The 13,768-nt window shown below is 59.8% G+C and carries 16 protein-coding genes; 9 read left to right on the top strand and 7 right to left on the bottom strand.

Annotated elements, in window-relative coordinates; genetic code table 11:
• Positions 1–6: 6 nt before the first annotated feature.
• Entirely contained in the window at positions 7–864 is an 858-nt protein-coding gene (locus M5B44_RS21320) for an SDR family oxidoreductase (RefSeq protein WP_248740410.1), read from the bottom strand.
• 188 nt (positions 865–1,052) lie between these two features.
• Between M5B44_RS21320 and exbB the strand changes: the two genes are divergently transcribed.
• The 8 genes from exbB to M5B44_RS21280 all read left to right on the top strand — a co-directional run bounded on the left by exbB (position 1,053) and on the right by M5B44_RS21280 (position 8,995).
• Positions 1,053–1,991, top strand: a complete 939-nt coding sequence (gene exbB / locus M5B44_RS21315) for a tonB-system energizer ExbB (RefSeq protein ID WP_248740409.1) — start codon at positions 1,053–1,055, stop codon at positions 1,989–1,991.
• A gap of 6 nt (positions 1,992–1,997) precedes the next feature.
• Positions 1,998–2,426: a TonB system transport protein ExbD gene (gene exbD / locus M5B44_RS21310; protein ID WP_085708863.1), complete on the top strand. Its 429-nt coding sequence runs from the start codon at positions 1,998–2,000 to the stop codon at positions 2,424–2,426.
• The gene (locus tag M5B44_RS21305) at positions 2,423–3,172 is read left to right on the top strand and encodes an energy transducer TonB (protein ID WP_248740408.1); all 750 of its coding nucleotides are present in this window, start codon (positions 2,423–2,425) and stop codon (positions 3,170–3,172) included. The genes exbD and M5B44_RS21305 overlap by 4 nt, the downstream gene beginning before the upstream one ends.
• 175 nt (positions 3,173–3,347) lie before the next feature.
• Complete coding sequence (locus tag M5B44_RS21300) at positions 3,348–4,277, top strand: hydrogen peroxide-inducible genes activator (protein ID WP_064379831.1); 930 nt, start codon at positions 3,348–3,350, stop codon at positions 4,275–4,277.
• 9 nt (positions 4,278–4,286) lie between these two features.
• Positions 4,287–6,362, top strand: a complete 2,076-nt coding sequence (gene recG, locus M5B44_RS21295) for an ATP-dependent DNA helicase RecG (protein ID WP_007954416.1) — start codon at positions 4,287–4,289, stop codon at positions 6,360–6,362.
• A 79-nt stretch (positions 6,363–6,441) separates the two neighbouring features.
• Positions 6,442–7,842: an aminoacyl-tRNA deacylase and HDOD domain-containing protein gene (locus M5B44_RS21290; protein WP_114886341.1), complete on the top strand. Its 1,401-nt coding sequence runs from the start codon at positions 6,442–6,444 to the stop codon at positions 7,840–7,842.
• Positions 7,843–7,979: 137 nt separating this feature from the next.
• Complete coding sequence (locus M5B44_RS21285; protein ID WP_248740407.1) at positions 7,980–8,237, top strand: hypothetical protein; 258 nt, start codon at positions 7,980–7,982, stop codon at positions 8,235–8,237.
• The gene (locus tag M5B44_RS21280) at positions 8,234–8,995 is read left to right on the top strand and encodes a Fic/DOC family protein (protein ID WP_248740406.1); all 762 of its coding nucleotides are present in this window, start codon (positions 8,234–8,236) and stop codon (positions 8,993–8,995) included. The genes M5B44_RS21285 and M5B44_RS21280 overlap by 4 nt, the downstream gene beginning before the upstream one ends.
• A gap of 36 nt (positions 8,996–9,031) precedes the next feature.
• Here the strand turns inward: M5B44_RS21280 and M5B44_RS21275 are convergent, their stop codons facing one another.
• Positions 9,032–9,415 carry an SCP2 sterol-binding domain-containing protein gene (locus M5B44_RS21275; RefSeq protein WP_096817262.1) on the bottom strand — a complete coding sequence of 128 codons (384 nt, stop codon included), beginning with the start codon at positions 9,413–9,415 and terminating at the stop codon, positions 9,032–9,034.
• Positions 9,416–9,850: 435 nt separating this feature from the next.
• On the opposite strand from M5B44_RS21275, the gene M5B44_RS21270 reads away from it, so the two are divergent.
• Positions 9,851–10,204, top strand: coding sequence for a DUF6124 family protein (locus tag M5B44_RS21270; protein ID WP_248740405.1), 354 nt, complete (start codon positions 9,851–9,853; stop codon positions 10,202–10,204).
• 58 nt (positions 10,205–10,262) lie between these two features.
• On the opposite strand, the gene M5B44_RS21265 is transcribed toward M5B44_RS21270, so the two are convergent.
• Genes M5B44_RS21265 through M5B44_RS21245 form a run of 5 tightly spaced genes read right to left on the bottom strand, consistent with a single transcriptional unit; the run spans position 10,263 to position 13,766 of the window.
• On the bottom strand, positions 10,263–10,688 hold the full coding sequence (locus tag M5B44_RS21265; RefSeq protein WP_248740414.1) for a hypothetical protein: 426 nt from the start codon (positions 10,686–10,688) through the stop codon (positions 10,263–10,265).
• 22 nt (positions 10,689–10,710) lie between these two features.
• Positions 10,711–11,310: a lysozyme inhibitor LprI family protein gene (locus M5B44_RS21260; RefSeq protein WP_248740404.1), complete on the bottom strand. Its 600-nt coding sequence runs from the start codon at positions 11,308–11,310 to the stop codon at positions 10,711–10,713.
• Entirely contained in the window at positions 11,307–12,386 is a 1,080-nt protein-coding gene (locus tag M5B44_RS21255) for a tetratricopeptide repeat protein (RefSeq protein WP_248740403.1), read from the bottom strand. The genes M5B44_RS21260 and M5B44_RS21255 overlap by 4 nt, the downstream gene beginning before the upstream one ends.
• Positions 12,383–13,231, bottom strand: a complete 849-nt coding sequence (locus M5B44_RS21250; protein ID WP_248740402.1) for a tetratricopeptide repeat protein — start codon at positions 13,229–13,231, stop codon at positions 12,383–12,385. Before M5B44_RS21250 ends, M5B44_RS21255 begins: the two co-directional genes overlap by 4 nt.
• Positions 13,218–13,766 carry a hypothetical protein gene (locus M5B44_RS21245; RefSeq protein WP_248740401.1) on the bottom strand — a complete coding sequence of 183 codons (549 nt, stop codon included), beginning with the start codon at positions 13,764–13,766 and terminating at the stop codon, positions 13,218–13,220. The genes M5B44_RS21250 and M5B44_RS21245 overlap by 14 nt, the downstream gene beginning before the upstream one ends.
• Positions 13,767–13,768: the final 2 nt, after the last annotated feature.

Genomic DNA, 13,768 nt, shown 5'->3' with positions numbered 1-13,768 from the left:
CGCAAGTCAGCAGCGACCTTCAAGAATCGCGGCATACCCCTCGCGATAACTCGGATACGTCGGCACCCAGCCCAACGCCTTCGCCCGGGCATTGCTGCAACGCTTGCTGCCGGTTCGACGCACGCTCTCGTCTTCCGACCATTCAGTGACACTCAAATACTCACGCAACCAGGCAACGACTTCGGCCAGCGGTGCCGGCGCATCATCCACGCCGATGTAGATGTCATCCAGCGCCACACCCTTGCGATCCGCCTCCAGCAGAAACGCCATCAGGCCCGCCGCATCATCGGCATGGATGCGATTGCCATACAGCGGCGGATCGACCGCCACGCGATAGCCACGACGCACCTGGGTCAGCAGCCATTCACGGCCCGGGCCGTAAATGCCGGTCAGACGCACGATGCTCGCGGGAATGCCGCTGTTGAGCGCAACCTGCTCGGCCTCCAGCATCACCCGACCGGAATAACCAGCGGCAACGGTCTCGGATTTTTCATCCACCCACTCCCCGTCCTGCTGCCCGTAGACACTGCTGCTGGAAACGAACAGCAGCCGATCCGGCACCTGTCCGTAATCGTCCAGCCAGCCCAGCACATGCTGCAGACCCTGCACATAAGCCGAGCGATAACCGGCTTCATCGTGCTCGGTCGCCGCCGCGCAATACACCAGGTAATCCACGGCACCGACCGGCCAGGTCTCGGGGCAATCTTCATTGAACAAGTCACCGGCTACACCGATAACGCCTTCCGGCAAACGTGAAACATTGCGGCGCAGGCCATACACCTGAAAGCCGGCAGCCAGCAATTGCGTGGCCAGACGGCTGCCGACATCACCGCAACCGGCGATCAAAACAGAGGGCGCGGACATCAAAAATCTCCCATCGGAAAGCGACAGACTAGCCCTGGCAGGGGACGAGCGGCTAGCAATGAAGGAAAAAAAGCAACTCTATTACTTCTGTTAACAAGAATTACTTGCAATAATGCACGTCACTTTTGTTCTCGGCCTCACGAGGCCTGGAAGAGCATCACCGTTTTTCTACCTCAGGTCCGGCCAGCATGACACGCATTCAAACCCCCGCTTCGCCAACCAACCGACCTCGCGCCTGGAGCGCGGTGGCTGCCCTGCTGCTCAGCCTGATGCTGGCGCCAACCGCCGCTTTCGCTGACGCCCACGAGCAGACTGCACCGGCAGCCCCTGCCGCCGCGCCGGCCGCGACCGACCCGGTTCAGGCCGTGGACGCCAGCGCCGAAGACGCACCTGAAGTCCTCGAAGCCGACAACACCCTGGGCATGGCCCACGACCTGTCGCCATGGGGCATGTACCAGAACGCCGACATCATCGTGAAGATGGTGATGATCGGCCTGGCCATCGCTTCGATCATCACCTGGACCATCTGGATTGCCAAAGGCTTCGAGCTGATGGGCGCCAAGCGCCGTCTGCGTAGCGAAATCGCTGCCCTGAAAAAAGCCACCACCCTTAAAGAAGCCAGCGCCACCGCGGCGAAAGAAGGCACTCTCGCCAACCTGCTGGTCCACGACGCCCTTGAAGAGATGCGCCTGTCGGTCAACTCCCGCGAGAAAGAAGGCATCAAGGAACGCGTCAGCTTCCGCCTCGAGCGTCTGGTAGCCGCCTGTGGCCGCAACATGAGCAGCGGCACCGGCGTTCTCGCCACCATCGGTTCCACCGCACCGTTCGTCGGCCTGTTCGGCACCGTGTGGGGCATCATGAACAGCTTCATCGGCATCGCCAAAACCCAGACCACCAACCTCGCCGTCGTGGCCCCGGGCATCGCTGAAGCGCTGCTGGCCACCGCGCTGGGTCTGGTCGCTGCGATTCCTGCGGTTGTGATCTACAACGTGTTCGCCCGCTCCATCGCCGGTTACAAGGCTCAGGTTTCCGATGCGTCGGCAGAAGTCCTGTTGCTGGTCAGCCGCGACCTCGACCACCAGCCTGAGCGCAGCAGCTCGCAGCCGCACATGGTCAAAGTGGGGTAATCGGCCATGGGCCTGCATTTGAAAGAAGGCGCAGACGACGATCTGGCCGAGAACCACGAAATCAACGTCACGCCGTTCATCGACGTGATGCTGGTGCTGTTGATCATCTTCATGGTGGCGGCTCCGCTGGCCACCGTGGACATCAAGGTCGACCTGCCCGCCTCGACTGCCAAACCGGCACCGCGGCCAGAGAAACCGGTGTTCCTCAGCGTGAAGGCTGACCAGCGCCTGTACATCGGTGACGACGAAGTCAAAGCCGAAACCCTAGGCGCCGTGCTCGACGCCAGGACCCATGGCAAGAAAGACACCACCATCTTCTTCCAGGCCGACAAAGGCGTGGATTACGGCGACCTGATGAGCGTGATGGACAAGTTGCGCAGCGCCGGTTACCTGAAAGTTGGTCTGGTCGGCCTCGAGAGCGCAGTCAAGAAATGATCACGACGCGCCATAAGCTGACGCGTTACAGCGGTAGCCTGGCCGTGGTGCTGGGCGTTCATGCGCTGGCCATCGCGCTGGCGCTGAACTGGACCGCCCGCCCGCCCATCGAATTGCCGCCGCAGGCAATGATGGTCGAGCTGGCACCGGTTCCGGCCCCGCCACCGCCTGCACCGCCGAAAGTCGTCACGCCACCGCAGCCACCGGCTCCGGTCGAAGAACTGCCGATCCCGAAACTGGCCGAAGCACCGAAGGCAGAAATTGCCGTACCCAAGCCGAAGCCAAAACCCAAACCAAAGCCGCAACCGCCAAAACCGGTTGAGAAGAAACCGGAGCCTGTGAAGGAAAAACCTTCCGAGGAAAAACCGGCGGAACCTCAGCAGACCCAGGCGCCGATGGAGAAATCCGCCCAGCCGGCACCGGGCCCGTCGCCAGCACAACTGGCGGCCAAGGCCAGCTGGCAAGGCACCCTGCTCGCGCATTTGCAGAAGTACAAGAAGTACCCGGCAAGCGCACAGGCACGGGGCAAGGAAGGCTTGAACCGGCTGCGTTTCGTAGTCGATGCCGAAGGCAACGTGCTGTCGTTCGAACTGGTGGGCCGCTCCGGCAACGCCGATCTGGACCGGGCCACCCTGGACATGATCCGCCGCGCCCAACCGCTGCCCAAGCCACCGGCCGACATGTTGACCAATGGCTCGATCGAAATTGTTGCGCCGTTTGTTTACTCGCTGGAACGCCGCCGCTGATCTGCACCGGCAGAACACGGCTCGATCCCGCCAGAAAGGCACCGAAAGGTGCCTTTCTCATATCTGCCAACGGCAAACCGGCATTGCCCGGTGTCGCATTCATCACTCAGTCTGATAACGTGCGTCTATCGATTGCAGCCGGTATGCTTGGCCCGCATTTTCATGGACGCTTGCTATGACTCTCACAGAATTACGCTACATCGTTACCCTCGCCCAAGAGCAGCATTTCGGCCACGCGGCCGAGCGTTGCCACGTCAGCCAGCCGACCCTGTCGGTGGGCGTGAAAAAGCTTGAAGACGAACTCGGTGTGCTGATTTTCGAGCGCAGCAAAAGCGCCGTGCGCCTGACCCCGGTCGGCGAAGGCATCGTCGCCCAGGCGCAGAAAGTGCTGGAGCAGGCCCAGGGCATCCGCGAACTGGCCCAGGCCGGCAAGAACCAGCTGACCGCCCCGCTGAAAGTCGGCGCAATCTACACCGTCGGCCCGTACCTGTTCCCGCACCTGATTCCGCAACTGCACCGGGTCGCCCCGCAGATGCCGTTGTATATCGAAGAAAACTTCACCCACGTGCTGCGCGACAAACTGCGCAACGGCGAGCTGGACGCGATCATCATCGCCCTGCCGTTCAACGAAGCCGACGTGCTGACCCTGCCCCTCTACGACGAGCCGTTCTACGTCCTGATGCCGGCCCAGCACCCGTGGACCCAGAAAGAATCCATCGACGCCGCCCTGCTCAACGACAAGAGCCTGCTGCTGCTCGGCGAAGGCCACTGCTTCCGCGATCAGGTGCTGGAAGCCTGCCCGACACTGACCAAGGGCAACGACGGCGCCAAGCACACCACGGTCGAATCCAGCTCGCTGGAAACCATTCGCCACATGGTCGCCTCCGGCCTGGGCATCTCGATCCTGCCGCTGTCGGCGGTGGACAGCCATCACTACGCCCCGGGCGTGATCGAAGTGCGTCCGCTGTCGGCACCGGTGCCGTTCCGCACCGTGGCCATCGCCTGGCGCGCCAGCTTCCCACGGCCGAAAGCCATCGAGATCCTCGCCGACTCCATTCGCCTGTGCTCGGTCGCCAAACCCGCCGCGCCGGTTACGGCCGGTTAAGTCAGCGTCATGACGGAGCTGTCGCAGGTCTCGGTCACCGCACTCAAGGGTGTCGGTGAAGCCATGGCCGAGAAACTGGCCAAGGTCGGCCTGGAAAACCTCCAGGACGTGTTGTTCCACCTGCCGCTGCGTTATCAGGATCGTACCCGCGTGGTGCCGATCGGCGCGTTGCGGCCGGGGCAGGACGCCGTGGTCGAAGGCACCGTCAGCGGCGCCGATGTGGTCATGGGCCGGCGCCGCAGCCTTGTCGTGCGTTTGCAGGACGGCACCGGCGGACTGAGCCTGCGCTTCTACCACTTCAGCAACGCGCAGAAAGAAGGCCTCAAGCGCGGCACGCGGATTCGCTGCTACGGCGAAGCCCGACCCGGCGCCTCGGGACTGGAGATCTACCACCCGGAATACCGCGCCATCAACGGCGACGAGCCGCCGCCGGTGGATGAAACCCTGACTCCGGTCTACCCGCTGACCGAAGGCCTGACCCAGGCGCGCCTGCGCCAGTTGTGCATGCAGACGCTGACCCTGCTGAAACCGGCCACCCTGCCCGACTGGCTGCCGACCGAACTGGCCCGCGACTATCAACTGGCGCCGCTGGCCGACGCGATCCGCTACCTGCACAACCCGCCCGCCGATGCCGACGTCGACGAACTCGCCCTCGGACATCACTGGGCCCAGCATCGCCTGGCGTTCGAAGAACTGCTGACCCATCAGCTATCGCAGCAGCGCCTGCGCGAAAGCATGCGTTCCCTGCGGGCGCCGGCGATGCCGAAAGCCACCAAGCTGCCGGCGAAATACCTGGCCAACCTCGGCTTCAACCCGACCGGTGCGCAACAGCGGGTCGGCAACGAAATCGCCTACGACCTCAGTCAGCACGAACCGATGCTGCGGCTGATTCAGGGCGACGTCGGCGCGGGCAAAACCGTGGTCGCCGCCCTCGCCGCCCTGCAAGCGCTGGAGGCGGGCTATCAAGTCGCGCTGATGGCGCCGACCGAGATCCTCGCCGAACAGCACTTCATCACCTTCAAGCGCTGGCTCGAACCGCTGGGCATTGAAGTAGCGTGGCTGGCCGGCAAGCTCAAGGGCAAGAACCGCGTCGCCGCGCTGGAACAGATCGCCAGCGGCACGCCGATGGTGGTCGGCACTCACGCGCTGTTCCAGGACGAAGTGCAGTTCAAGAATCTGGCGCTGGTGATCATCGACGAACAGCACCGCTTCGGCGTGCAGCAACGTCTGGCGCTGCGGCAGAAAGGCGTCGGCGGGCGCATGTGCCCGCATCAATTGATCATGACCGCCACGCCGATTCCCCGGACGCTGGCGATGAGCGCCTACGCCGACCTCGACACCTCGATCCTCGATGAACTGCCGCCCGGCCGAACCCCGGTCAACACCGTGCTGGTCACCGACACCCGCCGCGTCGAAGTCATCGAGCGGGTGCGCAGCGCCTGCGCCGAAGGTCGACAGGCCTATTGGGTGTGCACGCTGATCGAAGAGTCCGAAGAGCTGACCTGCCAGGCCGCCGAAACCACTTTTGAAGACCTCACTGCCGCTCTCGGCGAGCTGAAAGTCGGGCTGATCCACGGCCGCATGAAGCCCGCCGAGAAAGCCGCCGTCATGGCCGAATTCAAGGCCGGCAACCTGCAACTGCTGGTCGCCACCACCGTGATCGAAGTCGGTGTGGACGTGCCCAACGCCAGCCTGATGATCATCGAAAACCCCGAACGCCTGGGCCTTGCGCAACTGCACCAGTTGCGTGGCCGCGTCGGTCGGGGCAGCGCCGTCAGCCATTGCGTGCTGCTCTACCATCCGCCGCTGTCACAGATCGGCCGCCAGCGCCTGGGCATCATGCGCGAGACCAACGACGGTTTCGTCATCGCCGAAAAAGACCTCGAACTGCGCGGCCCCGGCGAAATGCTCGGCACCCGCCAGACCGGCCTGCTGCAATTCAAGGTCGCCGACCTGATGCGCGACGCCGATCTGCTGCCCGCCGTGCGCGATGCCGCCCAGGCCTTGCTCGAACGCTGGCCCACCCATGTCAGTCCGTTGCTCGACCGCTGGCTGCGACACGGGCAGCAATACGGCCAAGTGTGAGCACCGTCGCAGTTTCTCAAAGCTCGTTCCAACCAAGCTGGTTATACTCCAGCAATTGTTTCAAAAACGGATACAGACCATGACCGAAGCTGCTCTCGCCCCCGAATCCCCGCACGCTCCGTCTGTTATTCGGCTGCTGCTCAACAAGCTGGGCGTCGCCTACGAAGAAGTGCTCGACCACCACGGCCTCAACGCCTCGCGCAAGGTGCAGGCCGTGTTGCTGGACGACGCGGTCGGTGCGCTGATGGTGCTGTTTCCACAGAGCCAGTTGCTGGATCTCAACCGCCTCGCCGAGCTGACGGGCCGTCGCCTGACCGCCGTGTCCACCGAGCGCCTGGAAAAGATGCTCGGCAAACACAGCCTGAGCCTGCTGCCGGGCCTGCCCGCGCTGACCAGCTCACCATGCCTCTACGAAGAAAGCCTGCTGCGCGAGCCGAAGTTGCTGATCAACTCCGGCGAGCCGGGCCTGCTGCTGGAAATCGCCAGCGAAGACTTCAAGACCATGCTGACCAAGGCCAGCGCCGCCAACTTCGGCGAAGCCCTGAGCAGCATCCGCCCTAACCTCGACCGCCCGGACGATGACCGCGAGGAAATCACCCAGGCCGTGCAGGCGTTCACCGCGCGGCGCATCCAGCAGCGTCTGGAAGCGACCATCGAGATTCCGCCGCTGGCCGAAACCGCACAAAAAATCATCAAGCTGCGCGTCGACCCGAACGCCACCATCGACGACATCACCGGCGTGGTCGAAACCGACCCGGCGCTGGCTGCGCAAGTGGTGAGTTGGGCGGCGTCGCCGTACTACGCCTCGCCGGGCAAGATCCGTTCGGTGGAAGACGCGATCGTCCGCGTGCTGGGCTTTGATCTGGTGATCAACCTGGCGCTGGGCCTGGCCCTCGGCAAGACCCTGAGCCTGCCCAAGGACCACCCGCAACACACCACGCCGTACTGGCAGCAGTCGATCTACACCGCCGCCGTCATCGAAGGCCTGACCCGCGCCATGCCGCGCGCCCAGCGCCCGGAAGCCGGCCTGACCTACCTCGCCGGCCTGCTGCACAACTTCGGCTACCTGCTGCTGGCCCACGTGTTCCCGCCGCACTTCTCGCTGATCTGCCGCCACCTGGAGGTCAACCCGCACCTGTGCCACAGCTACGTCGAGCAACACCTGCTGGGCATCAGCCGCGAACAGATCGGCTCCTGGCTGATGCGCTACTGGGACATGCCGGACGAACTGGCCACCGCCCTGCGCTTCCAGCACGACCCGAACTACGACGGCGCCTACGCCGAATACCCGAACCTCGTCTGCCTGGCCGTGCGCCTGCTGCGCAGTCGCGGGATCGGCTCCGGGCCGGACGAAGACATTCCGGATGCGCTGCTGGAGCGCGTTGGCCTGACTCGTGACAAGGCCAATGATGTGGTCAGCAAAGTGCTTGAGGCGGAAGTGCTGCTGCGGGAACTGGCTTCGCAGTTCAGCCAGGCTTAAAGCAAATTTCGAAACGCCAACCAGGGCCTTTTTTGATTGCAAATAGGGCCCTGGTTACTCAGATTTCGGTCACTTTGCCAGCAACGACAGCAAACTAGCGCCCTGCTATGATTTGACGGCAATCAGAGGAATTTCCGATGACCCAAACAGATGCTGTCAGCGTTGCAAGCGAAGTTCGCAAGCTAGCCAAAGACAACAAGGTTACGGCCAGACGTGACGGCATAAGCCGTATGGCCGTGGGCATTACCCGTTTGGCTGGCGATGTCGTCGAGCTGGATGGCATCGAACAGTTGCTCGTCAACCTCAAGAGAAAAGGCGTTCTGAGCAAATCTGAAATCCTTGCGCTCCAAGGGCGCTATCTTCAGGAAAGGCGCGCACAGAAACGTAGCGCATGACTTTCGATCCGTTCGGCGACTTCGAAACGGCTGGATATCTTCAAAACTCGCTGCAACTGAAAGATCCCGTTGAAGTAAAAGAGTCAGAGCATCTTTCGTTCGAATTGAGTATCGAAGAGGCGCTTGCCTATCTGGCCAAGAAAAAGCCAATCGATTACCAGACTGTACTCAAGGTTCACGAAATCCTGTTCTCCGGCTTCTATCACTGGGCAGGAAAAGACCGGAACGAGCTTGTTCCCCATCTGGCAGTCTTCAAGGGCTCTCTCGACGACCCTCGCAGCACCGTCTTCGAGCGCCCGGACTCCATCAAGATGTCTGTCGACTATGCACTCAAGCTAGCAGCAGACAAAAAACGCTTCAGAGACCATCCCGGTGGAGTGATGGGCCAGCTGGCTTTCGCACACCCCTTCCTGGACGGCAATGGACGCGCGATTCTATTGGTCTTCATGGAACTCTGTTATCGAGCCGGGTTCGCCATCGACTGGTCAAGAACAAACAAAGACGACTACTTGCGGGCACTCAGCGACGAGATCCGAGAACCTCGCGAAAGGCATCTCGATAACTACCTCAACCCGTTCGTAGTCGATATATCCAGTCGTGACGAATGGCCAGAGACCATCAGTGGCATCCGAGGCCTGGATGGCCTGGACAAGGAAGACATCACTTACGAGAACCTGGACAACCCGAAAGTCCAGCAGATCTACAAGACATACCGGGCCCAGCCCCTGGACGCCGAGCCTCCCGAGCCCGAAAGCTGAAGAGGCAGCCCTGTCCCGACAACCTGCCTGAAAGACCTATGCCTTCGGCTTGGCCTTCCTCGGCTTCAAATACTTCATCAACCCCTGAAACCACATCACCAGTGCCGGGTTGCCCTTGAGCTGGATCGACTTGTCCTGAATCCCCTGCATGAACGCCAGCTGCTTGTTCTTCGCCTGCATCGTGGCAAACCCGAACGCCGCGTCTTTAAAGGCAATCGCAAACGCCGGCTCCGCCACCACCCCGGACTTGCTGGTAATGCGCTGGTCCTTCACCACGAAATGCCGCGCCACTTTCCCGTCCAGAGTCTGTAGCTGAAACACCAGATCCTTGTCACCCAACTGCTGCTGGAACGCAGGATTTGTCCGACTGGCCTTACCCATCAACAGACCCAGCATCCACAGAAGAAAACGAAATTTCATGCGCACAGCCTCAAAAGGAAAATGAACGGCCGGGGGAGTGTAAGGGATTCGGACGGATTCGCCACTATCTTGCACGGATAGAAGACGATGCATGGCTTTTCTTGAAAGATGACTGCCAAGTCACGACTTCACTCTCAGGACTTGATCGTTCCTACGCTCCGCGTGGGAATGCATCCCGTGACGCTCCGCGTCACACCATCCTCCCGTCCTACACCTGAGGAAACACATTCCTGTAGGAGCTGCCGACAGCAGCGGTTTCTTGTTCCTCTACCCCGCAATTCCTTGGGAAATATCCTTCAAACTGCGGTGCTGTCCATGAACTAGGCAGGCTGGACCATCGTCGATAGCCTCTGTGTGTCACCGCAAAATCGGTGACCGGATGTGCAAGTCCGAAAACCGGGGCAAATCTTTCCAACTCCAAAAGGATTTACACCGATGATCGATCCAACCCTCACTGACGAAGAAGTTTCCCCCTACGAATTCCCGGACTCGAAAAAACTCCACGAAGCCGCCGAACGCGCCCTCGACCACCACTTCAAACCCAGAGCCTCACGCCCCAAGCGCCTGGGCGGCCTGTTCGCCCTCTGCCCCAACGCCGACGCCCTCATGGCCAACGCCTCCGAAGACCTCCTGTCCATCAGCGCCATCGCCGCCAACCTGGCCGACGACCTCGACGGCCCCCGCCGCTCGATGGCACTCGGCCTGAGCAGAATGGCGGACGGCGTGCGGTTGATGGTGGAAGGCACGCTCGATCACATTGAGTTTCGGGAGTATCAGGCCAAGCCGTAGCTGAATCGCAGGCAGAAAAAAGGGGACGTTGAGTCCCCTTTTCCAACTTTCCAATTCCTCACCACTGACAGCCCGTCTCCGGTGAGAAATCCATACTGAAATCGTGTTCGAAGGAGTACTTCTTCCCGGTTTTGTAGTTCGTATAAGTCATTCCATAGACCCGGGCACCCTGACTCACCATTTCATACTCCCCCGTCAGCGCGCCCTCCGAAACCTCAACCCAAGTCGTCGTGAACTGATACGGACGATCCTCTGCCAGAATTTCTTGCTCGGTATTCCGATACACCAGAGAAATGGCCTTCTTCGACTTGCTGTACCTGACAGCCGCTCCGCTCCATTTGGAGAAAGAGTCGTAATAAGTTCTGAGTTCGAAATTGATGCTTTTGGCGCTCTCTTGCGAACGGAAGCAATAAATTTCCGTCGAGACCTCACTGTGCGCCGCCATAGGAAAGAGAACAAACAGTGCAGCAGATAAAACTCGCATTGACTTCAATCTGATCATTCCTTCAACGATTCAGAGGTAACTGAAAACGCATTCGCACTGCGCAGTTAGCGATGTCCTCCCGGAACACACGCTCACTCATTTCGCAGTGCCCATCGACGTACTGCCGCCACAACGGATCGTCGAAGTTGTCACCCCCTAATCGCTCCATGGAAGCCGTCAGACCTTTTTCTCGATCCTGCCCCGCCATGGCCGATGCAGCTTTATAAAAACCGTCTAGGGGTAACCCAGTCTGCAGAGCAACCAATTCCCCCAACCGGGCATTGGTTGTTTGCACCAGGCATCCAAGCCTTTCGATGGGCGCCTCTGCACCGGGCAAGGCCGACTGATAGATCTCCTCGCAATACGCCTCTTTGAAGCGCACCCACTTCTTTTGCACATCGGTCAGTTGCTTCTTGTCGGCGGGCGCCAAACTGACCAGCGCTTTCTTGTATTGCTCATTCAACAACGCATCGACTTTCTCGAAAGTCTGCTGACCGCAAATAATCATATCGGGATTGGAAAAGCTGTCGGGATTGCAGGTTTCCTCTGCATGCGCAGGAACCAGCAAAGCAGCCAAAGAAACACCCGCGACCAGCCCAAAGAACGCCTTGAGTTTAATCATGATCCGGATACTCCGGCGCTGCGCTCAGCTACACGCACAGGAATCTTCGAAGCCTTTCCCGCGTCCGACATACGCGACGCGTATTGCTTGTACGCCGCCGATGCCCGCTCTTTATCGTTCGCACCCCAATAGCTATCAGCGAGATTCAGATAAGCAACTGTCCGGCCCGGGTTGTTGGCAATCACTGCATTCAGCAACTCAATCGACTCGGCGTAATACCCTGCTTCGCCGAGTAGAAAACCGAAGTCGTTGGACCAGCCGGGATGCTGCGGGTAGTAGTACTTTTCGACGATGTAGCTGTCGGGCGGGCACGTGTCATGCGAGCCACCGTCCATCAACGCGTAGCTCATCGTATCCTTGAAGGAGAGGTCATCACCCTTTCGGTAGGCTGCCAGCGCCATATCCAGCAGATCAGCAGAACTGACCGTCATCAGCTTTTTATAACCGCCCTGAGAGCCGCCAGTGTTTGCAGCCCGCAACTTTTTAAGCGCGTCGAGGCCGTTGAATGAAGCCAGAGTGGTTGGGCCAAGCGTTTCAATCGGAAACTCCGCTACGCTCACAAGCGAGCGATCGCAGGAGTCGTTATTTGCCACTTGCAGCACTTTCTTCAGCTCAAACTGCTTTGAGCCGTTATTGAAGGTGAACAAAAGATTGAAGTTATAAACCGGATTATCTTCCTCGATCGTCACCAGCGTAATGTAGTCACCCGCGTCAACGAAGCGCTGCTTGACCAGGGCCTCTTCCTCCAGTGGACTCACAACCGTCATGGCACCGGGCCGACCTTTGAAAACCCGAACGCTGAAACTATCCAGAAGCACAGACGAATACTGACTCTTCGTCAGAGGCAACGCCTTGGACGTATCGAGCAATATGTCCTCATTGCGCGCTTGCACCGGCGCGATCATCAACCGGTTGGATGCCTCGTCCGCGTCTCCCGCCAGAACGAACACGTTTTGCCGTGATCCATCCCCCAACAGGCTTGCCGGGATTTCCTTGAGGACTTGGGGTGCAGCAAGTGCGTATGGAGTGGGTATCAACCCAAGGCTCAATACGATAAAGCGAACAATCCTGTTCAATTTCTCATTTCCTGATATGCAATTCGCTCAATGACACGTTGAGGTATTTTCTGCGCCTTGCCGTCCGCACTCATCGCGTCGCGGTACTGGCTGTAATAGCGCTGCGCTTCGTCTTTGCGATCAAGGCGCCAGAGTGAATCGGCGATGTTCAACATCAGCACTGTGCGTTTACCGACGGCCTCAACGGCTCGATAAAACTTCAGTGCAAGCTCATCCTTACCGCCCTCGGCCAGGTAAAAGCCCAGGTCGTTATAGGCCTGAACATTTTGCGCCGGGGGATGACACGCCATGTAGGACTCTGGACTTAAAAAGACCAGACCCCATTCGATGAACTGTGCGCGAGACTGCGCCAGTTCGTTACTTGAGGCGTGTTTCAGCAAGTCCTTTGGAGACCTCGTCTCCAGGGCGGGAGTGAGCACATCGCCGTCGCCGGTTACCCATTGATTGCCCTTCCACTGGCCAACACAAAAAGTGGCCGAACGATCAGCCAGCACACAACCGGTCTCCATTGAGATCACCGTGCAATGCTGTTGCGACACTAGCTTCTCTTCACCGTTTTCGTCCGACAACATGCCGAAGATCACCGGGTCGAGCAGCAAGGTTTTCTTGTCAGGACTGAGCATATTGGAGTGCCCATCAGCGCCAATGTCGACGCCGAAGAGCGGGAAGGTTTTGCCATTGGCGGTGAACCATGCGGTCGCCGAATCCACACCGGGCATCGTCCATTCTGTAGCCCGAAATGACACTGTGTTCCCGTCGACGCCTACTATCGGCGGGTCCTCGGCAAAGGCGCTCATAGCGCTGCACAGACTGCCGATCATCAATACCCACTTAAGGCTGTCCATAGTCGATCCTTTTAACCGACGGGCTTTCCGACTGCAGCTGCCTCTTCGTCACGCCGTAAGCCTTGATCAGTTCTTCCCAGGAACCCTTCGAACCAAATGAGCGCTGGGTATTATCGAAGCTGTATTGCTCCAATCGCCCCGCCGTCGAGTAATACCCACGCCATTCAGGACAGGCACCGCAACCGCCGTAGCCACCTATCGAAACAAGACTACCCTTGGTTCCTTTCACGCAATCCATCGCCACAACCACGTTACTCAGCATCTTCGTCTTCTTACCGTCAGACGTGAGCTGTAAAACCTTGTCGATGTTGCGGCGCAACACTTTGCCGCCAATGTTGATCGTCTGGTCGGAGCAGACCGGGATGAGGTGGGTTTCTGCGTCATCCACCGTCACCGATCGGCAGGTCGAAACCATCACCACTTCAACACCCCCACATTGCATGACATCGCGCTGGGTGTAGGCGTCCTTGGGAGCGGCGAAAGCTGGAAGCGAGAGCAACAGCGAAAGGCTGCCCGCGAGAAGATACTGATTCATGG

Source organism: Pseudomonas sp. MWU12-2029 (genome assembly GCF_023242425.1).
Classification (GTDB): domain Bacteria; phylum Pseudomonadota; class Gammaproteobacteria; order Pseudomonadales; family Pseudomonadaceae; genus Aquipseudomonas; species Aquipseudomonas kribbensis.
This window is presented reverse-complemented; position numbering and strand designations above follow the sequence as displayed.